Raw genomic sequence first — 23913 nt, 5'->3', positions numbered from 1 at the left:
ATTACAAAGACACTTAACGTTGCTTGCGCTGTTCGATTCTGCTATAGATATTCGATTGGTTTAGCGGAATATAAGTGTCCTGGTGTAGGAGATGTGACACATGTCAGCAGGAAATGAAACAAAATCGTTAGGGTTACTTGCCCTGGCAGGACTTAAACCTTATCAGCCTGGCGCTGATGAAGAGTACATGAACGATGATCAGATGGAACATTTCCGTCTGTTGTTGAAGGCATGGCGCAATCAGCTTCGTGAAGAAGTTGATAGAACAGTAACACACATGAAAGACGAAGCCGCTAACTTCCCTGACCCGGTCGATCGGGCCGCGCAGGAAGAAGAGTTTAGTTTGGAACTTCGTACCCGTGACCGTGAACGTAAGCTCATCAAAAAAATCGAAAAAACGCTTAAGCGTATCGAAGACGATGACTTTGGTTTTTGCGATCAGTGTGGCATCGAAATTGGTATCCGCCGTCTTGAAGCCAGACCCACTGCCGACCTTTGCATCGATTGCAAAACGATGGCTGAAATTAAAGAAAAGCAATTGCAGGGCTAATCCCCTATAGATTGCTAAGCGTCTGGGCCGTTCAATTTCATTCGGGCGGCCTGATGAACTTTTATTTTTATGACATCCCCCGCATATATTGGTCGCTTTGCTCCCTCTCCCTCTGGTCCCTTACATTTTGGTTCACTCGTTGCCGCCGTAGCCAGTTATCTGGATGCGCGCAGCCATGATGGAAAATGGTGGCTTAGAATTGAAGATATTGATGAACCCCGCAGCGTTGCCGGCGCTGATGTTGCCATACTCCGTACCTTAAGTGCTCACCACCTGCATTGGGATGGAGATGTTGCCTACCAATCAACCCAGCACGGCCGCTACCAAGGTGTTGTCGAAGGATTGATAGAATCGCAGCGCGCTTATTTTTGCCAATGTACACGCAAAATGATTAAAGCAGCTGGCGGGGCATATCAGGGCACATGTCGACAGCGCGGGCTTACCGCTCAGGGAAATGCCGTGCGCCTGCTCGTGGACCGGCCGGTCACCCGGTTTACTGATCGTATTCAGGGCGACGTTGTCATCTCCGACGCTCACGCGCTGGAAGACACCATTATAAAAAGAAGGGACGGTTTGTATTCCTATAATCTGGTGGTGGTACTGGATGACATTCACCAGGGTGTCACTCATATTGTCAGAGGATTCGATTTGCTGAGCACAACATCAGCCCACTTAACGCTGTATCAAGCCTTAGGTATTGCAGCGCCTGAGTATGCCCACTTTCCCGTAGCGGCAATGTTACCCGGTCACAAACTCAGTAAACAGAATCACGCTCGCGCAATAGACGACCGCACGCCTCTGGCCAACTTAAAACGAGTATTGAAATTCCTCACACTGTGGACGCCAGAATGCGATACCATAGATACCTGTGAAGCACTGATAACGTGGGCAATTAAGCACTGGAATTGCAAAAAACTGCCCAAAAAAGCTGAAATTATTGTCGATCAGCACAATAGGCCGTATCATTACGAGCCTTAACAGCTGTGGAGAAACTGTCATCATTACGCGAGTAGTCAATTCCGTCAAACGGGTGCTTGCCAAAGCATCAAATTCCCAACCCGGTATCGCAGCCGTCACTGTGCCGCGCGCCGAACATGGTATTTCCCGTGACGATATTAGTGAAAACGCGTTAAAGGTACTGTACCGACTGAATAAGGCGGGTTATCAGGCATTTTTGGTCGGAGGATGTGTCCGCGACCTGATGCTGGGTATGAAGCCTAAAGATTTTGATGTGGTCACCGATGCCACCCCGGAACAGATTAAGGCGCAGTTTAACAACTGTCGTCTGATTGGCCGCCGGTTTCGACTGGCACACATTGTATTTGGCAGGGAAGTGATTGAAGTCGCGACGTTTCGCGGTCATCATCCTGATGAAGATGAAGACGCTTCAGCACATAATTCAAGACAAAATGAACACGGTCACCTGACACGCGATAATGTATTTGGCAGCATCGAAGAAGATGCCGAACGGCGTGACTTCACGTTCAACGCGATGTATTACAGTGTGGTCGACTTCTCGGTAATTGACTTTGCTAATGGTCGCTCTGCAATTAAAAAGCGAGAAGTTGAGCTGATCGGTGACCCGGAACAACGTTACCGGGAAGATCCTGTGCGCATGCTACGCGCTATTCGCTTCGCAGCTAAACTGGACATGACCATCAGCGAACGCACGGCCACGCCTATACGCGAAATGGCAGGGTTGCTCACCAATATTCCGCCAGCCAGACTGTTCGAAGAAACCCTGAAATTATTTATCAGTGGTAACGGCGTAGAAACGTTTAAACAGCTTCATTCCCATGGCCTAATAGAGCCATTGTTTCCACAATTGGCGAGCTTCCTGCGGGACGACTCCTGCAGAGAAATGCAGTTCATTTATCGGGTTTTGCAAAATACTGATGACAGAATTAACAATGAACAGCGTGTCACTCCGGCCTTCCTTTATGCAGCATTACTGTGGTATCCACTTGAGGAGTATGCACAAAAGATGATGTCCGAGTCAGGCCTGAATGCGCATGACGCTTACAACATCGCGATGTCAGAGGTAGTGCGCAAACAGACTCAGCGCATCATGATCCCGAAACGTTTTTCAACCGTCATGCGTGATATCTGGATACTACAACAGCGGTTACCACGTCGCTTTGGCCGTCGTGCTTTTCAAATTCTGGCCCATCCGAAATTTCGCGCTGGCTACGACTTTTTGTTATTGCGAGGTGAAATCGAAGGGGGCGAGTTGCTGGAACTGGCAGATTGGTGGACACAATTTCAGGATGCGCACCCAGCTCAGCAGAAAAAGATGTTGAACGCTTTACGCAGTCAAGAGGGTGGAGGCACGCGCAAACCGAGGCGTCGACGCCAGCCCAGGAAAGAAAATAATGCATAAAGAAAGGTGTTATATAGGCTTAGGCAGCAATTTAGGTGAAGCTGGTAAGCATATTGAGTCCGCATTATTGGCAATCAATGAGGTGGAGCATACGCGTCTGCTGCGCACCTCCTCAATGTATCAGAGCGCGCCGATGGGGCCTCAGGATCAGCCTGACTTTATTAATTCAGTGTGTTTGATAGAAACCGGGCTGAAGCCTGAAATATTACTAAAGCAGTTACAAAACATTGAAAATAAGCACGGACGTGAACGCAAGGGTGAGCGTTGGGGCCCGCGTACACTAGATTTGGATATTTTGCTGTATGGCAAGCATGATATTGATACCGACACACTCACCATTCCACATTACGGTATGGCGGATCGTGAGTTCGTGTTGGTGCCACTTTTTGAAATTGCACCAAATATGGTGATGCCAGATGGCAAACCGATTTCTCAATGGGTAGCCAGATGTTCACTGGATGGACTGAAGCGGCTGCGCCCGGATAATCAACTGTAGTTTTTATCGCTCAATGATCCGCACTGCGTTTCACAACATTGCGCAATTGTTCAAATAACGTATAGTTCGCCACTCAATGATGTATTTTGTATCGCTAATTTACAGGTATTCATGATGAAAAAAGTATCTGTCTCTTCGCTGCTCGCACAAAAACAAGCAGCGCAAAAAATTACCGCGCTGACCGCCTATGACGCCAGTTTTGCCAAATTATTCGACGAACAGGGAATTGATATTCTGTTGATTGGTGATTCGCTGGGAATGGTATTGCAAGGCGAGGAAAGCACGTTACCGGTTACTATCGAACAGATGGCCTATCACACCCGCTGTGTGAGCAAAAACGTTCAGCACGCTTTTGTTATGGCTGACATGCCATTTATGTCCTACGCCACGCCGGAACAAGCCTATGCGAATGCAGCAAAGCTGATGGCTGCAGGCGCACAAATGGTCAAACTTGAAGGCGGTGAATGGCTGTTAGAAACCATCCACGGTCTTGTGCAACGCAGTGTTCCCGTGTGTGGGCATTTAGGCCTGACGCCACAATCAGTGAATGTACTGGGCGGATTTAAGGTACAGGGACGGGAAGCAGCCAAAGCGCAACAACTGGTAGCCGATGCGCTCGCATTGGAGCAAGCCGGCGTGCAGCTTCTTGTACTTGAGTGTGTGCCTACCTCTTTAGCGCAAAAAGTATCTCAACAATTATCTATTCCGGTCATAGGGATTGGTGCTGGCGTGCATACTGATGGGCAGATACTGGTCATGCATGACATGTTGGGCATTAGCGCTAACTATATGCCAAAGTTTTCAAAAAATTACCTTCTGGAATGTGGCGACATTCGCCAGGCCGTGTCTCAATACAAAGATGATGTCATTAGCGGCCAGTTCCCCTCTTCAGCGCATAGTTTCGAGTAAAATACATGCAAGTTATCACTACCGTAAGCGAGCTTCGCGCATGGCGTAAAGCGTTGTATCAGCAAGGTAAACAAGTTGGCTTTGTACCCACAATGGGTAATTTGCATGAGGGTCACTTGCAGCTGGTAAAAGCCGCCAGCGCAGAATGCGATGTCGTCATCGCTTCAATTTTTGTTAACCCCATGCAATTTGGCCAGAATGAAGATCTGGACGCTTATCCGCGCACCATTGAAGCTGATAAGACTAAATTGATTGCACAGGGTGTGGATGTTCTTTTTCTGCCCGCTGTCGACGAAATGTATCCGCGGGGGTTAAATAGGCAGACCTTTGTCGAAGTGCCTGGTCTCTCAGATATTATTTGTGGCGTCACTCGACCCGGTCATTTCCGCGGTGTAGCAACCGTGGTGTCGAAACTGTTTAATATGGTCGTGCCCGATCAGGCCTTCTTTGGTGAAAAGGATTTTCAGCAACTTCAGGTTATCCAGACCATGGTTAAAGATCTGTCTATGGATGTAGTGATTTGTCCGGTTGCCACCGAGCGAGAAGCTGATGGACTGGCCATGAGTTCCCGCAATGGTTATTTAAACGAAAAAGAGCGTAAAATTGCACCATTTGTATTCCAGACGCTGAAGAATATTCGTGCCGCAGTACAGGCTGGTCAATCGAATTACCGACTGGTGGAGAAAGAAGCCCAGCAGGCATTAGATGTCGAAGGCTTTAAAACTGATTATGTGACAATCAGAGAAAGTGAAACCCTGAGGGAAGCGCAATCAGGGGATACGGATTTGGTGGTGCTGATTGCAGCCTATTTGCGTACCACCCGCCTGATCGACAATTTACGTTTTAAAATTTAAGCAGTAAGCGAGTACTTACCATCTTCTAAATCTTGCCAATCGCTGGTGCCACTGGCAATCATGTGCTGTTCAGCTAAAATTGCTGCTAAATCATGATGGGTTGTCAGTGGGTTGGCTAGCACCACACGGAACACAGTGACGGAACGGTCTGGGTAGCCTGGAATTTCCAGTCTTGTTCTGGACACAAATGACTTACCCGCTTCACGTTGCAGTTTTTGCACATTAACCACCAGCCGATCAAGCGTTTGATTCAAGGCGTTGATTTCATCATCAGCGGCGACTTTAAGGCGCGCCTGTATGGCCTTCGGACAGACACGATAGGTCAGCAACGATAAGGTGGGTGTGGTGATCAATTCAAAGTCGGGATGGCGATTTATCATGTCCGCGAAGGTTTTCGCTTTTTCAATGCTTTGGTCAATCAGTAGTTCATAACCGCGGCGACCGAAAATATGCAATGACGAGTATACCATCATGGCCATCCCGTTACGCGAGCCTTCCAGGGTTGTGGCTCCCAAATCTTTTGAGCCTTCACGCAAGATATATTGCGCGTGATGTCTCACTACGTTGGCGTTTTCCGGGTCCTTAAACAGCGCCATGCCCGCCCCCATAGGCACATACATTTGTTTATGTGCATCAATAGTAACCGAATCTGCGCGTTCAATTCCCTTAAGCTTATGTCGATATTGTTTTGAAAATAACGTCGCACCGCCCCAGGCAGCATCGACGTGGAACCAGCAGCCCAGCTCGTTAGCCACATCAGCCAATTCATCCAATGGATCAACGTGGCCGGTTTCGGTTGTGCCTCCCACCCCGACGATGGCCAACAACTGGTTTCCGGCCTCTTGATAGGCTTTACCTGCCTTCAGTGCATCTTCCGGTTTCAGGGTTTGAGTTGGACAGGGTAATGCCAGTAATTGCTGGCGCCCTATCCCCAGTGCGTCGACCGCTTTGGATAGCGAATAATGACCACGTTTAGAACACATCAACCCGAGATTGTTAATGCCATAATGACGGTAGGCGGCGGCAAGACCTTCTCTGGAAACGCCGGCAAAGCCTTTTTGTGGACCCAGCGCCTTATTGCGCGCGACCCATAGCGCGGTAATGTTAGCAATGGTTCCACCTGAACAGAACGCTCCCAGTGAATGAAGGGCACTGTGCAGGTAACGCTGATAAAACGCCTCATCTTCATCGTACACCAGATTGTGCATCATGCCGAGTACTTGCCGCTCCAGCGGCGTAAAGGCCTTTGAGGTTTCAATTTTAACCAGGTTCTGGTTTAGTCCTACCATCAGCTTGGACAGCGGTAAATGAAAATAGGGCAGCGCAGAGGTCATATGGCCGATAAACGTGGGCGAGTACGTGTTGACGGAATGCGCGACCAGCTTGTCCAACAGGGATTCAGCATGAGACGAAACAAACTCAGGTGACTCTGGAACTCTTGAGTCAGAAAAATCCTGCTCGATTTCTTCCAGTGAGGTTTTTTTGGTCACTACATGTTGAGACAGAAAGTCCAGAATATTGTCAGATAGATGTTGTTCTATCTGGGCAAGTTTAGAGTCCTGGTGTTCAGGCTTGGTAAATACCCGATACAAATGCCTGAGACTGACCTGAGCTTCACCCACTAAACGCACCTCTAAAAATTTTGACTAAACCATTCACCGACATCAGACGTTACTAAATTATGCTTGTGTCGCTGGTGAACGTTTGATACTTAATATGAAAACTTAGCATCGCGACGACAAAGAGCCGAACTTTACCCCAGAATGCGGGTTGAGCCAAGGGGCTTGTAGCTATCTACAGCATAAATGATGTTAATGGTTTTATAGCTTAAGGTAGTTGGAAAAGATAATTTTCTCAATTTCGTATCGACACACAATAATTGTCATTTTTTAATTGTTGGTCTCTGCTATAGTCAAATTAGGACAATCTGGAAATAAGTATCATGCCCATCCGAGAAGTGACTGAAAATTTTAGTATTGAAAGCATAGTCCCTTACTTTCAGCCAATTGTAGACTTGGAGAACGTGCGTGTATGGCGTTATGAATGCCTTGCCAGGCTGGTAACCCCTTCCGATAAGACGTTTTTGCCAAGTGAGTTCTTGTATTTAATCGAACGTAATAATCATGTTCATCAACTGACAGAAACCATGTTTACCCAAAGCGCTAAGTATTTTAAGAATGTTAATATTCCCTGGAATATTAATCTGGATGCCAGTGACCTGGATTGTGAAGAGTTAACCAATACGCTGATCATGCATTTGGCAAACTACCCAAACCCATCCAGAGTCAGTGTTGAGGTGAGTGCGAGTACCGCCCTGAAGTATCCCGATCGCTTGAAAGCCTTTATTGACAAAAGCATGCACAGCGGTCTGGGCGTCTTTATCGATAATGTCGGTAAATCGCCGGGTAATATTAAAACCCTGCTTTCCATGCCTGTAAGGGGCATTAAAATAGCGGGAGGACTTATCCGTCAATTTGATACCCAGCCTGAAGTGAAAGAGTTCCTTTTAAATATCTGTGAACTTGCGCAACAACGAAGCATTTCGTTAGTGGCCGAACATGTAGAAGATGAGCAAACCCTGGATAAAGTAAAACAATTACCGATCCGGTATGCCCAGGGCTATGTGTTCAGCAAGCCAGAACCGCGGCCGGTTGAACACTGACTAAAGACTATTCACTTTCCTCATTTGCACAGTCGAGTTGCCAGCATGTCTGGCCACTCTGCTGATACTTTCGCTCAAAGGGCGTGAAGGCATCGCCCTCAGCAACTGAGCTAAGCTGACTAGTAGCGCCGTAGTGACTGGCAGCCCGAGCGAACTCCATCAAATACACCACCCAGTTACTGCGCACCTGGATATTGGGGGTAATGGCCATTAAATCAGGCATTGCCGCGCTGGCATGCCAGCGCTTTTGTACCTGGCTGGCCTTAGGATAGGGGTTGGGATAAAGCAAAAAATGCTGACTAATTTGCCAGTCAGATTGCCGCACTAAACGCCAAAAATCATTCACATCCGCGCGCACCAGCAAATAGTTATCTTCGCCTTTACGGTAAGCATGATGCTTATCGATGCGCGCCGCCGACTTGTCGATGCCGATAATTTTATGCTGGGGGAATCGCTTTGCCAGATTGGCGCTACTTTCACCTACACCGCAACAGGAATCAAGTATGACCGGGCCCTGCCAGCCCGCAAGCCATTCGCACGCCTGGTTGAATGCCGATTGTGTATGCTCACTGATGGGCCGTTGACTCACACTGTGCTGATATTTTTTAACAATCGCGTCCAGCTTTTCATGCAACCCCGTCTGGTTAGTGCTGATGGCGCGGGAATTGCCGTTATATTCGCTCATCAGGACCGGATGCCTTTACCCGTGTTCAACAAATAGTAAGCAATGCCAAACAACAATGCGTTAAAGCCCACCAGTAACGCCAATGAAACCTGAATATTGACATCAGAAACGCCTAAAAAGCCATAGCGAAACCCATTGACCATATACACGATCGGATTCGCCTTACTCACCCACTGCCAGAACTCAGGCAATAGACTGAGTGAATAAAACACACCGCCCAGATAGGTCAGCGGAGTCAATACGAAGGTAGGCACCACACTGATATCATCAAAGGTTTTGGCAAATACAGCGTTAATCAACCCTGCGGTAGCAAACAGCATAGCGGTTAATAGCAAAGTGATTACAATAATGCCGAAATGATGAATTTGTACATCAACGAAAAACAGCGACACCATGGTGACGATAATGCCAATTAACACTGCACGCGCTACACCGCCGCCCACATACCCGGCAATGATGATCCAGGTGGGTACGGGTGCCACCAGCAGTTCTTCAACATTCCGCTGAAATTTAGCACTGAAAAACGACGACGACACATTCGAATAAGCATTGGTAATAATCGACATCATGATCAGGCCGGGAACAATAAATTCCATGTAGCTGAATCCATCCATTTGCCCAATGCGATTTCCAATCAAACTGCCAAAGATGACAAAGTACAAACTCATGGTAATGGCGGGCGGCACCAGCGTTTGCACCCAGATACGCAAAAAGCGCGTACACTCTTTGATCCAGATAGTAGTCAGTGCGACCCAGTTGTTATTATTTTGCATGGCTGGCTTGCCCTTGTTGATTTCTGCCTGATTCCACTAAGCGCACAAATAGCTCTTCCAATCGATTTGATTTGTTACGCATACTCATTACCTGAATACCCTGCTGAGAAAGCTGGCTGAACACCGGGTTTAGTCCTTCGGTTTTTTCCACATCAACTTCCAGCGTGTGATCATCTACCTGTCGGTATTCAAACCCCTCTAACACAGGTTTGGCCGCATTCTCGCCAAGATCGAAAATAAACGTTTCCAGGCTTAACTTCGCCAACAGCGACTTCATTGTGGTGTTTTCAACAATGCGACCCTTATCAATGATGGCGATATTACGACACAACATTTCCGCTTCTTCCAGATAATGGGTGGTAAGAATAATGGTAATACCCTGAGCGTTAATCTCTTTCAAAAACGTCCACATGGAACGACGAATTTCAATGTCTACTCCCGCGGTAGGTTCGTCCAGTATTAATACTCTGGGCTCATGCATGAGTGCTCTGGCTATCATCAGTCGGCGTTTCATGCCCCCTGAGAGCTCTCTCGCAGGCGCATTGCGTTTTTCCCACAAATCCAATTGCGCCAGGTATTTTTTTGCCCGTTCTTTAGCCAGCCCACGCGGTACACCGTAGTAACCCGCCTGATTGAGCACTATCTGTTCAACCGTTTCGAACTGGTTAAAGTTGAACTCTTGCGGCACCAGACCGATACAGGCTTTCGCCGCCTCTTTTTGTGTGGCCAAATCGAATCCGCAGACCTTGACTTGCCCTTCGGTTGGGTTAACCAGTGAACTGATGATACCAATGGTTGTTGACTTGCCCGCGCCATTCGGACCAAGCAGGGCGAAAAAATCGCCTTCTTTTACCACTAAATCAATGCTTTTTAGGGCCTCTACGCCGCCTTTGTAGACTTTACGTAATCCGGAAATATCCAGCGCTTTCATTAAGATGCCTGTACTATTGAGAGTTAAACCAGTTTTGTTATGGTAAGCAGAAGATTAAATACTGCAAGTATCATGTTACTTTTCGTCGTGATGTGACAGCAGATATCGCTGTCGAATAGTACTAAATTGTTATTTTTTCGAATTTTTCAACCCTGACGTTGTCCTAAACTCACAACAAAATAGAGCGAGATTGACTATGGCACACCTTTCCCCGTTACCCGCAGATACCACCCCTGAATTAAAGGATGACTTTGCGATATTTATCGATATTTTAGGGTTTGTGCCAAACTCATTGCTTACCATGCAACGCCGTCCGCAAATAGTGAAAGGCTTTGCCGAATTGACCAAAGCGGTGATGGCGCCTGATGGTACAGTAGACAGAGGGTTCAAACGGGTTTTAGCACATTTTGCCAGCAGAGCGGCAGGGTGCCAATACTGTGAAGCCCACTCGTTGATTGCAGCCGGTCTGCACGGTGTCAGCGACGAAAAAATTGCTGACGTGTGGAATTACCAGACCAGCCCCCATTATTCAGATGCAGAACGGGTAGCATTAGATTATGCCTTAGCTGCCGGCAGCGTACCCAACCAGGTGGATGATGCACTGATGACTCGAATGAAGCAGCATTGGGATGATGATCAAATTGTAGAAATTCTGGCCGCCGTCAGTTTGTATGGGTTCCTGAATCGCTGGAATGACTCTATGGCAACAGAGCTGGAAGCGCCGCCCAAGGCGTTGGGTGATAAGGTACTGAAAAAAGGTGGATGGACTGGCGGTAAACACACGACGTAGGACCGTATCCCGCCCGGATGATACCTTTACCACGTCAATTTTAATTCGTTACCCCGTTGAAATTATTTCGTCACCCCGTCGCAGGACGGGGTCTTCAAAACGTTCACCCCTGACTTAACGGCTTGCAGTCAACTTCTCTGGTTCATCAGAAATTTCCATTACCACTTTGCGATCGAAAAAGGCTTCTTCAAAGGTGGCGGTGGCAGCGAACTTCTCACCCACTGATGCGGTGATAATTTGCGCTTCTTTAACCCCGGCCTGAGTTAAAAATTGCTTAACAGATAACGCCCGTTGCATGGATAACGCTTCGTTGTAATCTTCATCGCCCCTACTGTCAGCATGCCCGGTCACCCTTACATGTAATTTCGGATTGTGGCTAAGGGCAGCGGCGATTAAACTCAATTGCTCGGCGTAAGCTGGCTCGATACTGTATGACCCCGTTTTAAACTGCACTGCCTGTTCAAGCGCCAGTGAGGAGGAGTCAGTCTCAGCGGTCATTGCTAATTCAGCTGCCTGCACACGTTCGTTTAAGGCATAATTTTCAGCTTCTAATTGCTTAAGCGCTCGGGTTGAATTGGCCAGCTCGGCCTCTTTGTGTTCAAAGCGCTCCTTTTGTACACTTTCGTTGCCCAGCATTGCGCCCAAAATTGCTGCTACACCCGCGCCAACGGGCCCAGCAATGATGGCGCCAATAACCGCTCCAGAGCCCATTCCAATGGCTACCGATTTATCTTGTTTATCGTTATCCTCTGCCTTGGCCTGAACTGTAGCCGGTAACATAAGTGCTGAGATAGAAGCGGCGATTAAGGTGTGTTTTAGGGTAAATTTCATAGTAGTACTCTCATTCATAAGTGGTGTGTGTCAGGAGTACTTATTAAACAAAAGCTTTGTGGCGACTTATAAACTGAAAAAGGGAAAGGTAGTGATCAATTGTGGCGATGTGTGGTTTAAACGGGCAACGCATGCGATAAAGTGGGCACAAGACGTCTTGTCTCCACCCAATTGTGGCAACAAAATGGCAAACATGGGGATTTTGATGCTCAATTCGGTGTTCTGTTCGAAACTCGCGTATAGTGAGCGCAGTAAGTAAACAAAGAGAGCCTGTATGCCTCGCACTATTGCATTAGTAGAAGATGATGATGCCATCCGTGAAAATTATATCGTCGCATTGCGCGCCCAGGGCTATACCGTTAATGCGTACCGAGACAGACCTTCCGCGGCCAAAGCATTTGCCAGTACGCTACCCGACTTAGCCATTATCGACATCGGCCTGGTGGATGAAATGGAGGGAGGTTTTTTACTCTGTCAGCAATTGCGCCAATTATCACAAACGCTGCCCATCATTTTTTTTACCGCGCGGGATAATGACGTGGATACGATCAGCGGATTACGTATGGGTGCAGACGATTATCTGACCAAAGACATCAGCATGGCACATTTGCTGGCGCGCATTGCTGCCTTGTTTCGGCGCACGGATTTACTGTCTACGCCTACTGAGCAAAGTGAACAGATCCGGCTGGCAGATTTGTTGGTGGATGTCAGTCGTATGACCGTAAGCTGGCAGGAGCACCCGGTGGCGCTTACCGTTACTGAATTTTGGATGTTGCACGCAATAATCAAGCGCCCGGGCCATGTGAAAAGCCGCCAGCAACTGATGGATGAATCGCAGATGGTGGTCGATGATTCCACAATAACTTCGCACATAAAACGTATGCGTAAAAAGTTCGTACAACTGGACCCAGAGTTTGATCATATCGAAACCGTTTACGGCATGGGCTATCGCTGGCAGAACTAATCCATGCGCTTAAGATTTTCGATTCGAATCCAGCTGGTTATTTTATCGTTGTTTCTATTCACCATTCCCTGGTTGGGTTATCAATATGTGTGGGAGGTAGAAGAGTACCTGCGCAACGGCCAGGAACAAACCATGCTCGGTACCGCGCGTGCTGTAGCCACCGCCTTGCACGAACGAAAAGCCTTATTTGAAAGTCGTTCTGCCTATTTGCAAAATATCCGTCAGGGCACCGACCTTTACGCGCCTCAATTGGACAACCCGATACGCCTGGATGGGCAATTTGATGACTGGCAGAATATTGATCATCTTGCCCAGCGTTATGGAACGGAAAAGGTAGTTCAACGTTACGCTGAGAGCGATATTGCAACGACACTTGAATTTACCCATATGGTGGGCAAATTCGATCAATACTTATATGCAATGTTTGCCGTGGAAGATGACCGCCTCCTTTGGCGCAATGCCAAAAGTCTGCGAATAGACAGAAGTGATCACTTACTTATAAGCGTTATCAACGCTAACGGGGACTTGGCCAGATACAGTATTTCGCCCTACGAGGCCGGCTGGATCAATGCCTATCGCCTGGACGATGATCTCACGCAGGTTAAGCCGATTGACAATGCACTGGAAATTCAGGGTCATTGGCGACAGACCGGTACAGGTTACAACATAGAATTGCGCTTCCCTTTAGCCTTATTTTCTGGCTCGCTGGCGTTCGCATTAGTTGACGTGGATAACCCGTCCACCCGCGCCAAACAATATGCAATTGGAACCGCCAATCCCAATCAGTTTGACCAACTCGGCACGGTGGTGTCACCGTCGCCAGAAATTGAACAGATCCTGGCGGGATTGAAATATGCCGACTCGCGGGTCTGGGTGGTGGATCGTCATCAGCGTGTGCTGGCAAAAGCGGGTGATATCCAGGCGGCCACCGGCGTCAAAGTCAAACCCCGACAGCCGTTTGAATGGGCGTGGTTAAACTGGCTGGAACAAAACTGGATCTTGCCGGTGTATTACCACATTCTCACTCGTCCACCTGACAATTTCGTTGATGAACTCGAAAATGCCTACGAACTGGAAACAGAAGGCGTAAAAACGGCGCTGGCGGGGCGCGCTGAGTCGCTTTGGCGCTTAACCCCCGACAATCAGGCGGTTATTCTGTCTGCCTCTCATCCCATTTATATCGATGGCGAGGTAAGGGGTGCAGTGATCGTAGAACAAACCACTCATGGCATTCGTACGTTACGCAACAGAGCATTAGAGCAACTGTTTCACGTTATTATTGCGGTAATGCTGCTGGGTACCCTGGGTTTATTTCTTTTTGCCAATCGTATCTCATCGCGGATCAGAAAATTGCGTGATCAGACTGAAAGTGTCATTGATGACAACGGCAAAATTGTTGGTCAGCTGGCTGTCGCCCGTCAAAAAGATGAGATTGGTGATCTCAGCCGCACCTTCTCTACCGTGGTTGAACGTTTACAGCATTACAATTCTTACCTTGAAAATATGGCGTCGCGGTTATCCCATGAATTGCGCACCCCCATTGCAATTGTGAAATCGTCGCTCGACAATTTACGCCAATTCAATACCGCAGCGAATAACGATGGCTTTATTGAACGTGCTCAGGATGGCATTACGCGGTTAAGCACGATATTGAATCGAATGAGTGAAGCAACGCGGCTTGAACAAGCCATCACTCAGGAAGAGTTTGAACGGGTAAAGTTGATAAAGTTAATTACTGCCTGTGTAGCGGGCTATCAACATGCATACAATGGGCGCAAATTTGTGCTGAACAGTGAAATTGAAGAAGTGTATGTTAGAGGCGTGCCTGAACTTATTGCGCAGATGCTGGATAAGATTGTCAGCAATGCAGTCGAGTTCAGTCAACCCGATGACACCATTACCTTGCAGCTTTCCCGCCATGCGAAGGTGCTGCGAATCCAGGTGATTAACCCCGGGCCCCTATTACCTAACGATATGCAGGAAGAACTGTTTCAATCAATGGTATCTGTCAGAGCTGATAGCAGTCATCAGGATACGTCCTCAGATCCCCATCTGGGGCTGGGTCTGTATATTGCCAACACTATTGCCATGTTTCACAAAGGGCAATTACAGATAGCCAATCTGGCAGACCATTCTGGTGTGGTGGTAACTCTGTCTATGCCTGAAGTGTGATTATTTTTCCTGACTAAAGGAATGATCAGGCACGTTTTTAAGCATCATCGATTCTTTGCGCTTAGCCAACATTCGCGCATAGCGACGCATACTGACCGCATTGTCTTTTTCATCCAGAATATCGACGCCTAACAGTCTTTCCAGCAAATCTTCCAGCGTGATTATGCCCTCCAGGCCGCCATATTCATCCACCACTAACAGCATGTGGCGACGCTTCTGTAAGAAATGGTCGAAGGTTGAAGAAAGGGGCATGGTATTAAGCACAGTGACCATTTTTTTCAGGTACGTCGATAGCGGTTTATCTTCATTGCCTCTTGCCTTGGCTAACAGCAGGTCAGTGCGCATCACATAGCCAGTAATGTCTTCATTGTCGTTTTCAGCGAACACCGGAATGCGTGAATATTCTATATCACTATGTTTATGGAAAAATTCAGACACCAGCATAGTTTCGTTTACCGAAAACATTTGCGTGCGGTGTGTCATCGCATCTTTGACAGTAAATTCATGCAGGGTTAGTAAGCTTTGCAGAAATGCCGCTTCATGATTGGCTAACTGGCCTTCCTGGCTTGACACTTCGGCCATCGCCTGCATTTCGTTGCGGCTTAACCCGCGCAATGGGCTATCTTCTTTAAAGCTTTTGGTCATCCACCGGGACATGACCACAAACGGATGCAGGATCAAGGTTAAATATTTAAGAAAATAGGCCGTCGCCGGTGCTAATGCACGCCAGTAAGTAGCGCCCAGTGTTTTAGGAATGATCTCAGAAAACACCAGGATCAAGAAAGTCAGGATAGCGGAAATCAGGCCCAGATAGGCATCGCCAAACACTACCGCAGCTTGCGCACCGGCCCCCGCTGCGCCCATAGTATGGGCAATGGTATTTAAGGTTAAAATGGCCGATAGCGGGTTATTGATATTGTCGGTGAGCTTACGCAACAACTTGCCACTGTACTTTCCTTCCGCCTCCATCACAGAAACGTATGCAGAAGACACGCTTAAAATAACGGCTTCCGCAATCGAGCAAAGAAAAGAAAAACCCAGTGCAATCAGCACATAAATCATCAGCAACAGCATCGCAATGTTCCATCAGCAGTAAAATTCAACGTCTTCAGTGGTAAAAACGTTGTTTGAATTGACTTACCAATCCACAAGTTAGTAAGTAGCAATCCCAGTCATTTTACATGGGTGAGTAAACAAATACAGATGCATGCTCCAATTTGTTTATGTTTGCTCTAGTTTTTAATTCCCGACTCACGCGCCCACCACCGCTTAGCGTGTGTGAATGACGTGTTTAAAGGTGAACGTATTACTTTCACTATGAATGTCGGTAATGTGAAATTGATAGCTCAGCGACTCTTCGTTCAGGATTTTTTTCCAGCTATCGGTTTGCGCCTGATAATGCCACCCCTGATTGGCGATTTGTTCCTTCACCTGCGATGTCACTTGCGCAATGCTTGCGTCTGTCGCTATGCGGTAGTGCTGTTGCCACTCTTGCTTATCGCCATAATGGTACACCCGGTCCGCCGTGAATGGGATAGATTGATCAAAATTGATTTTAAGATCCGGCAGATACTTGTCGGCCATCAACCCGCGTACGAACCCGGCATCTGGATCCCAGTCGTATTCCATGTGCATGGCTATCTCTTTAGCTTTTTGCACTCCCAGACGCTGACTGACCACATACAATGACGCATCGATACCTGACGACAGCCCTGCTGAGGTAATGATGTTGTCACTATGGGTATAGCGCACATCCGATCTCACTTTGATGTCTTCATAGTCTTCTTCGAGATCATCCAGCGCATGAAAAAAGGTCGTAGCTTCTTTGTCTTTTAGCACGCCTGTTTCGGCAAGCAGCAAGGCGCCATTACACACCGACAGGGTCATGTTCGCAGCATTCACGTGTTTGCGGATCCAGTCGATATGCTCTGCTGATTTAGCATTCTGCACATGCCCTCCGGGTACCAGCAGAATGTCGAAAACCGGAGCTGCCTGGTAGCTGTAATCTGGCGTAACCTTCATACCCATGGTAGTGGTAATTTGCTGGCCCTGAGAGGATACGGTTTTTACTTCGAAGCGCGCCTGACCAAACACTTCCCACGGCCCGGTAAAATCGATAATTTGTACACCGTCGAATAACAGCACACCGACGGTGGTTTGCTCGCTGGCGTGAGTTAGCGACGTTTTAGTCAGCACTAGCAACAGAGTACACATAAACATTAGTTTCTTTTTCATCGATTATTCCTTTTGTTAACAGTGAGGTTTACCCAAACCTCACGCGATATTCTGAAGGCCTCACACCAAAGTGCTGTCGAAAGCGTCGACAAAACACATCAGCACTATTAAAGCCGCTATTATGGGCAATCTGTTCCACTAACCCTGCGGATGTCACCAGCAGGTCCCGCGCGTACTCCAGACGCATTTTTTCAAGCATCTGTTTGGGGCTCATCAGCGTTTGGCGCATCAATTCGCGCCTGAAATGGCGCTCGCTCATATTGACGAACGCGGCCATATCACTGACTTTTAAATCCTGTTGAATGTGTTTGATGATCTGCTCGGTCAGTTTTTCCAGCTTACCCTGGGTTTTGGTTTGTAAAATCAGTGGCTCTGAATATTGTGACTGGTTACCTGGCCGACGCATGTACATCACCATTTCACGTGCAATACTGGTTGCCTCCTGCGTACCTAAATCCTGCTCGATCAGGTGAAGCGTCAAATCAAGCCCGGCACTCAAGCCGCCAGAGGAGTAAATGTTATCCTGAGCTACAAACAGTGCTTTTTCGTTGACCACACAATTAGGAAAACACTGTTGGAGTTGTTGTGCAAAGCGCCAGTGGGTCGCGATTTGTCGATGTTCTGCTAAGCCCAGTGCGGCCAGAATAAATGCGCCGGTACAGATAGAGGCCACTTTGTCTACTCGCTTTGCTATAACGGTTAATGCATTGATTACATTCACCTGTTTGATCAATTCCCGACTGCCTTCACCGCCTGGAAGAATCAACACATGTAAGCGTTCAACCGTGTCAAGGGTCTGGTGAGGAAGTAAGGTGATGCCGTTTGCCGAAGTCACAGGTGCCGTCGTTTCACTGATTAACGACACCGTATACGGAGCTGGCTTATTCGCATTTTTCGCCCGTGAACTGGCTTCAGTAAAACAATCATATGCACAGGTCACATCCATCGGCTGGAAGCCCGGGTAAATGAAAATGCCAATTTGCTTTGCCACAGTGTTCTCCTCGTCAATATCACTACTATACTTTTATCACAGGCTGGCCAAAAGGACACATAACCGACGATTCTGGCCAAAATGAAATAACACATTGTTATGCCAGGCATGAGGTGAAAGAGGTAAAAACTTAAATTTAATCAGTGCTCTGAAACATTACTATTAGTGATACCCGTCAATGGCATGTATTATCGAAATAACAATAACTTGTCAGAGATGTTACGGATAAGGAAAAGCGTGCTGATCAAATCCTGTTTTTTACATCTTATTGTTTTATTGCAAATTTTACTTGCAAGTGGCTGTGGTGACGAAGTCATAACAATGCAGCCAGAATCGTCGTATCGTATTGTCGACGCCGCGGTAATCTCGGCATCGTTGTCAGCAGATTCAAAATTAGCCGCTGTATTGACTGCCGACCAGACAGTGAGCGTGTGGGATACACAAAAAAGAACGCCAATTCAGCGCTGGGATGCTTCAGTATTCGATAATGAAGTAAGTCACTTAGCTCTGTCAGGTGACAAACAACTGGTGGTAGTCGGTGGCCTTTGGACCGTGACAGTATTGAGTATCGCCAACGGTTCAGTTGTTTATACCTGGGATGTGTTGGGCTTTCAGCCCGGAGCAACCATATCAGCCTTGCATGTCGATAAAACCGGTTATCGAATTCTGGTCGGCATGACCGATGGCGCGGTGTTGTCGGGAGATTTAAACTCCGGTAATGCACTTAAAATGGACCACCATGAATTGATGGTAACCCGATTGGCGTTCGATGATGAGAGTCACTATGCCATATCAGGCGCTACCGATAAAAATTTCGCTTATTGGCATACTAAAGATGGCGAAATTAGCTACCAGCATAATTTCCGCTCACGGATTACTGCGCTTGTTGTAGACGACAGATCCAATAAACTATTTGTTTCTGATGCGCTGCAGACACACTGGATAATCGATAAAAGGAACGGAAACAAATTGGCTGAGCTCGACTATTTTGAAAACTTTCGTTTCTTCCGTCGGGGCCATTTTGTTGAGCAAGGCCGGTACCTGGTTACCACCTCACCCAAAGATGAAGTCACCTTATGGAATGCCCAATCAGGCGACGAAATCGTATCCTGGAAGATCAAACGGTATACCGCTAACGCGACTGTCATCAGTTTAGCTAACAACGAAACGAATGAACTGATGACGTTAAGTTCAGACGGCGTGATACAGACTTGGGATTATCGGAAGTTTTTGAGATAGAGCGTGCTTGGTGTCGATGGTGGTGAAAAACCAACCTAATTTTATAAAGCTGTAGATCGTGTGACAATCAAATCATAACTCACTTATGTTTGCGCTAAGCATTGAGAACAAATTGTTGGACATATCTTGAGCCCGTTTCCCTTTACCTCTGGGTTGCACAACCACCGTTAGTGAGTCCTCGAACGGCACAGGCTGATCGTCTCTATCTTTGCCTAACGCTGCATCTAAACGATAGTCCTTGTAGGCCAGTGCAAACTTTTTAAGAATGTAATCGCGATTGTTCAACCGGGCGTGTTGGGCATTCATTAGAGTATCGAAGGTTTTTATCGCCAGAAAGGTGCCTTCGAGCCAGTTAATTACGCATTTGAAACCGACTTTCCACACGATATTGCTGTTTTCACTGTAGTCCAGAAACTCTTGAATATTCTCACCAAGGAGGCAGGAGCCCAAGACGACGCCGACAATATTTTTCTTCTTCGCCTGCTGATTTATCTCCCTTAACAAACTGGTCAGATGCAGGGCATCCAGCGTTCTACCAAAGCCGTGACAGGCGATGTAAAGGTAAAACGTGTCATACTCGAGGGCGAGCATTTCATCCAGCGCTATCTCAAAACTCTGCTTGTCATAGAAATGGGTGTGGAACAGCCCAAAGTTACCATTAAGTTGCTGCAAACCCTGAAAGAACGGTAATACGCTGGCTTTATTATTCGGGCTGGTTTCGTAACCCCAAGGCCGTTCCAGTACGATAAGTGCTGCTTTATGCTCCATGGGCACACCTTTTAACGCGTCCTGTAATTAGTCTTTAGTTATGAATGTCGTACGCGGATTGATCAACTTTTCAGGCGGTTAAAAACAAAAAGGCCGCTTGCGCGACCTTTTTTTTAGATGACTTATGTCAGCTTTGATTATTCAATAATCTTAGCAACGCCCGACAGGGATGTCGCAAGTGCAGAAAATGCAGGAGCAATTTTCTGCCAACACCAGCACCTACTGTGCGACCCCAGCCCCTCACAGAGCTCGGGCCATTCAAAGTGAATTTCTCGGTATTTTCGACTATTGAAAAAAGCATTTCATTCAGAGACTCGTATAATAGAAATAGCGCTACGCGAACGCATCATGCATTAATCGGTGAACATTTCGACCAGATTAGCAGGCTATCTATGGTAAACCGACAAGAAATGCCAATCTGACTCAATAAGAAAGCTTAAAAATTTTCTATTGTTTCAAAAAAGACATTTCCTTTATTATTTACCGTGTCTTCATATATTAACGATAGCTTATTATCCAGTAGTATCACTCCCGCACCAAAACTTAAATTCTCTTTTATCGCAACAGGCTCATCAAATTGTCCCGAAAAGTTCAGTTCTGCAGAGTATAGCGTTCTATGCGATGAGAAGAACAACCTCACTGTTCCGTTATCGTTTAGTATTGTAACGCGGGAATAATAGCTAGAGCTTGCGATAGTTTGTGTTTCGGTCCAAACCGTTCCATCATCCGATTTTGTTACGACTAAAAACTCTCTATCTTCAGATAAATATACTAATATAAATGTGCCATCTTCTTGCTGAAAAAGCGTAGAGCCTGAGCCAAAACCCTCAACTATGTCACTCATCGTTATGGCATCAGTCCATTCGATAAGATCGGAGGACCGTCTCAAGTAAACGTCCGAATTAAAGCTGTAAGTTAGTAAGTACTCTCCATCTTGACTTTCAATCAAAGAATTTGCACCAAAACTGTATCCACATGAAGAATCAGTGCACTGTAGATGTTCAGTTACATCGATCATTGACAGAGAATTCCACTCTGAACCGTTTTGTGAGGATCTCACACAAATTTTGCTTCCGCAGTCTTCCACTGCCACTAACATTTCTGCATTGTTCTCAATAATGATATGAGGAGAATAATCGTCATCATATTCATAGACAACAGACCAGTTTTTGCCCCGATCAGTTGAGACACTGAGGTAGTCCTTGAAATCATTTGGTTGCCAATTTCTATAGGCAACAAACAGTTTCCCATCTGATCGAATTGTTGAAGTGATATAATCTGCTATGTAATCAGACTGTGATATGTTGACACCAGGTTCTGGAGCAGGGGTGTATTCACATAAATTTTGATCAGCACAACTTACGGTAAAAGGATGCACCTGCTCCCAACTGAAGTATGTAGTCTGGTCATCGCAATCTTGCTCAGCTTTAGAGCAATAAAGTACAAACCTGATCTCAAAATCTCCCTCATAAGGAGGTGTTGGGAATGAAACCAGCCATTCATTTTTTGAACTATCAAAGCTGCCATTATAGTATCCATCTGCACCATACTGGATTATCCAACGATCTGGCTGTTGCATGTCGTAAATATGATATTGGACGTGCCAACCATTATCATCGGTAGCCAATTTACCATCAGGGTTAAGCCCCCTCACCCATATTAATACAGATTCCTCGACTGTAAAATGTGACTTGATATAGCTTACTGTAATATTATCTTCATAATCTGGTATACCGTCATTGTCATCATCTAAATCAGCATTATCCCCAATACCATCATTATCAAAATCTCGTGACTCAAGATAATTCTGACGAAATTGGTCTTTAAAATCCGCTACACCATCATTGTCGTCATCTTCATCCTCACTGTTAATAATGCCATCATTATCAATGTCATGATTCATTGAAATCTGCTCATACCGAATTCGATTTTCATCAATTCGAAGCAAACTTGTATCAAGGCTTTCAACTTCAGTAATAGCCGTCTCTTTTACTAATTCATCTTTAAGCCTAAGGATAGCTAGCCTGTTTGAGTTTATTACTTCAAGTAAACCGAGCGGAATGACCAGCTCCTTAACATCACTTTCTGTGTAACTAGTTACTTCTCCATCTGATGCAACTCCGTTTAATTTTCCATCGACCAGATCATGCACGACTTCTAAGAGAAACTGTTCGAAATTAAGTTCAGAATGACTAATCGATTTAAATAACTGATGAATAAAGACAGCAGTAGCTTCGTTTGCCATTCTTAAGTGTAAGGTATCTTGCTGCTGCGCCTCGGTAACAGTTTCTGCTGTAAGTATTGGTGGCGTTTTTACTATATCGAGCTGCTCAGTCAGTCCAAAGCTAAAAAATGATTCCACTGTCGCAACAGAGCCAGCATGAGCCCGAGAAAAGGAATCTCCACCGAGGAGATTAATTATTGTCAGTTCAGAGACAAGCGTGGACAAGGGTGTCGCATAAACAAGTTCCCCTTGTCTTATCTGAGTTGCACTAACAACATTTGTTAAATAAGTAAAGGTAGGCGGCTGTCCGGTTGTAATATCAATGGTGGCATCATTCGATTGAAACTCGATAATATACTCACCGTCGATTTCACCCTCAATGGATAATCCTTCAATCTGAGTAGCTTTATTCGTATTGCCAGTTGCCAATAATTCACCGAAACCATGAAGCTTATTGGCGTCAAGTTTGTATAGATTGACAGTGGCATGCTGGAGTGGCCCTTTGACACCAACTCCGGTAACTGCATATTGAACAGGTTCGTCTTGAACGTTGGGAATAGAATTAGGAGGGAGTGCTATACTTTTGCTGTCATTGTCTGAGCCACCACAGCTCGCCAAAAAAAGACATACACAAACACTTAATATAGATTTAATTTCTTGCATCCACACTGCCACAACTGCTTCCTAGTTTTCCGTAACGCACTTACATTTAGATGAGATTACAATATACCGATTTTGGTACCTAGTCCATTTATTAAACACAATGAAAAATAGGGAAAGTAGAGTGTAATTAGGCTACCCGCTTTTGAATAAAAGTTTGAGTAGCGAATAGTTACTCGAAAGTTATTTAAGTGAACAAAAAAGGCCGCTTGCGCGACCTTTTTTAGATGACTAAGTGTCAGCTTCGACTATTCAATAATCTTAGCAACGCCCGACAGGGATGTCGCAAGTGCAGAAAATGCAGGAGCAATTTTCTGCCAACACCAGCACCTACTGTGCGACCCCAGCCCCTCGCAGAGCTCGGGTCGTTCCAGCGGCGCGAATGAAACTGTTCATTCGCTTATTCCCGCTTCCACCCGTTCACGGAACACCGTTTGGTGGCCGCACAGTAGGTGTGTAGGTACAAAAAAGGCCGCTTGCGCGACCTTTTTTTAGATGACTTATGTCAGCTTTGATTATTCGATAATCTTAGCAACAACACCAGCACCTACTGTGCGACCACCTTCACGGATTGCGAAGCGTAGACCTTCGTCCATCGCAATTGGTGCAATCAGTTCAACTTCGAACTTCAGGTTGTCACCAGGCATTACCATTTCAACGCCTTCTGGAAGCTGTACCGCGCCCGTTACGTCAGTTGTACGGAAGTAGAACTGTGGACGGTAGCCTTTAAAGAATGGCGTGTGACGGCCACCTTCGTCTTTGCTCAGTACGTATACTTCTGCTTCGAACTTGGTGTGTG

At 46.5% G+C, this 23913-nt stretch carries 22 protein-coding genes; 11 read left to right on the top strand and 11 right to left on the bottom strand.

Going from position 1 to position 23913, the window contains the following annotated elements:
- Positions 1-100: 100 nt before the first annotated feature.
- The 6 genes from dksA (at position 101) to panC (ending at position 5189) form a co-directional block, all read left to right on the top strand.
- Positions 101-550: an RNA polymerase-binding protein DksA gene (gene dksA / locus HCJ96_RS09380; RefSeq protein WP_169210799.1), complete on the top strand. Its 450-nt coding sequence runs from the start codon at positions 101-103 to the stop codon at positions 548-550.
- Between the two features lie 69 nt (positions 551-619).
- Positions 620-1528 (top strand): tRNA glutamyl-Q(34) synthetase GluQRS, encoded by a 909-nt coding sequence (gene gluQRS / locus HCJ96_RS09375; protein ID WP_169210798.1) that lies wholly within the window; start codon positions 620-622, stop codon positions 1526-1528.
- Between the two features lie 100 nt (positions 1529-1628).
- Positions 1629-2930: a polynucleotide adenylyltransferase PcnB gene (pcnB, locus tag HCJ96_RS09370; protein WP_169211134.1), complete on the top strand. Its 1302-nt coding sequence runs from the start codon at positions 1629-1631 to the stop codon at positions 2928-2930.
- Positions 2923-3426 (top strand): 2-amino-4-hydroxy-6-hydroxymethyldihydropteridine diphosphokinase, encoded by a 504-nt coding sequence (gene folK, locus HCJ96_RS09365; protein WP_169210797.1) that lies wholly within the window; start codon positions 2923-2925, stop codon positions 3424-3426. The genes pcnB and folK overlap by 8 nt, the downstream gene beginning before the upstream one ends.
- A gap of 114 nt (positions 3427-3540) precedes the next feature.
- Positions 3541-4335: a 3-methyl-2-oxobutanoate hydroxymethyltransferase gene (gene panB, locus HCJ96_RS09360; protein WP_169211133.1), complete on the top strand. Its 795-nt coding sequence runs from the start codon at positions 3541-3543 to the stop codon at positions 4333-4335.
- 5 nt (positions 4336-4340) lie between these two features.
- The gene (gene panC / locus HCJ96_RS09355) at positions 4341-5189 is read left to right on the top strand and encodes a pantoate--beta-alanine ligase (RefSeq protein WP_169210796.1); all 849 of its coding nucleotides are present in this window, start codon (positions 4341-4343) and stop codon (positions 5187-5189) included.
- Here panC and panP read toward each other — a convergent pair.
- Positions 5186-6811 (bottom strand): pyridoxal-dependent aspartate 1-decarboxylase PanP, encoded by a 1626-nt coding sequence (gene panP, locus HCJ96_RS09350; protein ID WP_169210795.1) that lies wholly within the window; start codon positions 6809-6811, stop codon positions 5186-5188. The genes panC and panP overlap by 4 nt on opposite strands.
- 320 nt (positions 6812-7131) lie before the next feature.
- Here panP and HCJ96_RS09345 point away from each other — a divergent pair, with 320 nt between their 5' ends.
- Entirely contained in the window at positions 7132-7851 is a 720-nt protein-coding gene (locus tag HCJ96_RS09345) for an EAL domain-containing protein (protein ID WP_169210794.1), read from the top strand.
- Positions 7852-7858: 7 nt separating this feature from the next.
- Here the strand turns inward: HCJ96_RS09345 and trmB are convergent, their stop codons facing one another.
- Genes trmB through HCJ96_RS09330 form a run of 3 tightly spaced genes read right to left on the bottom strand, consistent with a single transcriptional unit; the run spans position 7859 to position 10240 of the window.
- Entirely contained in the window at positions 7859-8536 is a 678-nt protein-coding gene (trmB, locus tag HCJ96_RS09340; RefSeq protein WP_169210793.1) for a tRNA (guanine(46)-N(7))-methyltransferase TrmB, read from the bottom strand.
- Entirely contained in the window at positions 8536-9309 is a 774-nt protein-coding gene (locus HCJ96_RS09335) for an ABC transporter permease (RefSeq protein ID WP_169210792.1), read from the bottom strand. The genes trmB and HCJ96_RS09335 overlap by 1 nt, the downstream gene beginning before the upstream one ends.
- Positions 9299-10240, bottom strand: coding sequence for an ABC transporter ATP-binding protein (locus HCJ96_RS09330; protein ID WP_169210791.1), 942 nt, complete (start codon positions 10238-10240; stop codon positions 9299-9301). The genes HCJ96_RS09335 and HCJ96_RS09330 overlap by 11 nt, the downstream gene beginning before the upstream one ends.
- 196 nt (positions 10241-10436) lie before the next feature.
- Here HCJ96_RS09330 and HCJ96_RS09325 point away from each other — a divergent pair, with 196 nt between their 5' ends.
- Entirely contained in the window at positions 10437-11030 is a 594-nt protein-coding gene (locus HCJ96_RS09325; RefSeq protein WP_169210790.1) for a carboxymuconolactone decarboxylase family protein, read from the top strand.
- A 114-nt stretch (positions 11031-11144) separates the two neighbouring features.
- On the opposite strand, the gene pdsO is transcribed toward HCJ96_RS09325, so the two are convergent.
- Entirely contained in the window at positions 11145-11861 is a 717-nt protein-coding gene (gene pdsO, locus HCJ96_RS09320; protein WP_169210789.1) for a sortase-associated OmpA-like protein PdsO, read from the bottom strand.
- Between the two features lie 274 nt (positions 11862-12135).
- Between pdsO and pdsR the strand changes: the two genes are divergently transcribed.
- Complete coding sequence (pdsR, locus tag HCJ96_RS09315) at positions 12136-12825, top strand: proteobacterial dedicated sortase system response regulator (protein ID WP_169210788.1); 690 nt, start codon at positions 12136-12138, stop codon at positions 12823-12825.
- 3 nt (positions 12826-12828) lie between these two features.
- Positions 12829-14997 (top strand): proteobacterial dedicated sortase system histidine kinase, encoded by a 2169-nt coding sequence (gene pdsS, locus HCJ96_RS09310; RefSeq protein WP_169210787.1) that lies wholly within the window; start codon positions 12829-12831, stop codon positions 14995-14997.
- Here pdsS and HCJ96_RS09305 read toward each other — a convergent pair whose 3' ends face one another.
- The 3 genes from HCJ96_RS09305 to HCJ96_RS16535 all read right to left on the bottom strand — a co-directional run bounded on the left by HCJ96_RS09305 (position 14998) and on the right by HCJ96_RS16535 (position 18223).
- Entirely contained in the window at positions 14998-16071 is a 1074-nt protein-coding gene (locus HCJ96_RS09305) for a CNNM domain-containing protein (protein ID WP_169210786.1), read from the bottom strand.
- Positions 16072-16266: 195 nt separating this feature from the next.
- Entirely contained in the window at positions 16267-17232 is a 966-nt protein-coding gene (locus tag HCJ96_RS09300) for a DJ-1/PfpI family protein (RefSeq protein WP_169210785.1), read from the bottom strand.
- 28 nt (positions 17233-17260) lie between these two features.
- The gene (locus HCJ96_RS16535; RefSeq protein WP_169210784.1) at positions 17261-18223 is read right to left on the bottom strand and encodes a helix-turn-helix domain-containing protein; all 963 of its coding nucleotides are present in this window, start codon (positions 18221-18223) and stop codon (positions 17261-17263) included.
- 237 nt (positions 18224-18460) lie between these two features.
- On the opposite strand from HCJ96_RS16535, the gene HCJ96_RS09290 reads away from it, so the two are divergent.
- Entirely contained in the window at positions 18461-19462 is a 1002-nt protein-coding gene (locus HCJ96_RS09290; RefSeq protein WP_169210783.1) for a WD40 repeat domain-containing protein, read from the top strand.
- Between the two features lie 72 nt (positions 19463-19534).
- On the opposite strand, the gene HCJ96_RS09285 is transcribed toward HCJ96_RS09290, so the two are convergent.
- From HCJ96_RS09285 to HCJ96_RS09275, 3 genes are all read right to left on the bottom strand, one after another.
- Entirely contained in the window at positions 19535-20230 is a 696-nt protein-coding gene (locus HCJ96_RS09285) for a hypothetical protein (protein WP_169210782.1), read from the bottom strand.
- Positions 20231-20666: 436 nt separating this feature from the next.
- The gene (locus HCJ96_RS09280; RefSeq protein WP_169210781.1) at positions 20667-23129 is read right to left on the bottom strand and encodes a hypothetical protein; all 2463 of its coding nucleotides are present in this window, start codon (positions 23127-23129) and stop codon (positions 20667-20669) included.
- 500 nt (positions 23130-23629) lie between these two features.
- Positions 23630-23913, bottom strand: a 284-nt coding sequence (locus HCJ96_RS09275) for an EF-Tu C-terminal domain-related protein (RefSeq protein ID WP_484476987.1), incomplete at its 5' end; no start/stop codon positions are given.

Origin of the sequence: Alteromonas ponticola, from assembly GCF_012911815.1 — a bacterium.
Taxonomy (GTDB): domain Bacteria; phylum Pseudomonadota; class Gammaproteobacteria; order Enterobacterales; family Alteromonadaceae; genus Alteromonas; species Alteromonas ponticola.
This window is presented reverse-complemented; position numbering and strand designations above follow the sequence as displayed.

Bases quoted from the DNA above. Each gene is read 5' to 3' on its own strand.
- dksA (WP_169210799.1), top strand. From the start codon at position 101: ATGTCAGCAGGAAATGAAACAAAATCGTTAGGGTTACTTGCCCTGGCA.
- gluQRS (WP_169210798.1), top strand. From the start codon at position 620: ATGACATCCCCCGCATATATTGGTCGCTTTGCTCCCTCTCCCTCTGGT.
- folK (WP_169210797.1), top strand. From the start codon at position 2,923: ATGCATAAAGAAAGGTGTTATATAGGCTTAGGCAGCAATTTAGGTGAA.
- panB (WP_169211133.1), top strand. From the start codon at position 3,541: ATGAAAAAAGTATCTGTCTCTTCGCTGCTCGCACAAAAACAAGCAGCG.
- panC (WP_169210796.1), top strand. From the start codon at position 4,341: ATGCAAGTTATCACTACCGTAAGCGAGCTTCGCGCATGGCGTAAAGCG.
- HCJ96_RS09345 (WP_169210794.1), top strand. From the start codon at position 7,132: ATGCCCATCCGAGAAGTGACTGAAAATTTTAGTATTGAAAGCATAGTC.
- trmB (WP_169210793.1), bottom strand. From the start codon at position 8,536: ATGAGCGAATATAACGGCAATTCCCGCGCCATCAGCACTAACCAGACG.
- HCJ96_RS09335 (WP_169210792.1), bottom strand. From the start codon at position 9,309: ATGCAAAATAATAACAACTGGGTCGCACTGACTACTATCTGGATCAAA.
- HCJ96_RS09330 (WP_169210791.1), bottom strand. From the start codon at position 10,240: ATGAAAGCGCTGGATATTTCCGGATTACGTAAAGTCTACAAAGGCGGC.
- HCJ96_RS09325 (WP_169210790.1), top strand. From the start codon at position 10,437: ATGGCACACCTTTCCCCGTTACCCGCAGATACCACCCCTGAATTAAAG.
- pdsO (WP_169210789.1), bottom strand. From the start codon at position 11,861: ATGAAATTTACCCTAAAACACACCTTAATCGCCGCTTCTATCTCAGCA.
- pdsR (WP_169210788.1), top strand. From the start codon at position 12,136: ATGCCTCGCACTATTGCATTAGTAGAAGATGATGATGCCATCCGTGAA.
- pdsS (WP_169210787.1), top strand. From the start codon at position 12,829: ATGCGCTTAAGATTTTCGATTCGAATCCAGCTGGTTATTTTATCGTTG.
- HCJ96_RS09305 (WP_169210786.1), bottom strand. From the start codon at position 16,071: ATGCTGTTGCTGATGATTTATGTGCTGATTGCACTGGGTTTTTCTTTT.
- HCJ96_RS09300 (WP_169210785.1), bottom strand. From the start codon at position 17,232: ATGAAAAAGAAACTAATGTTTATGTGTACTCTGTTGCTAGTGCTGACT.
- HCJ96_RS09285 (WP_169210782.1), bottom strand. From the start codon at position 20,230: ATGGAGCATAAAGCAGCACTTATCGTACTGGAACGGCCTTGGGGTTAC.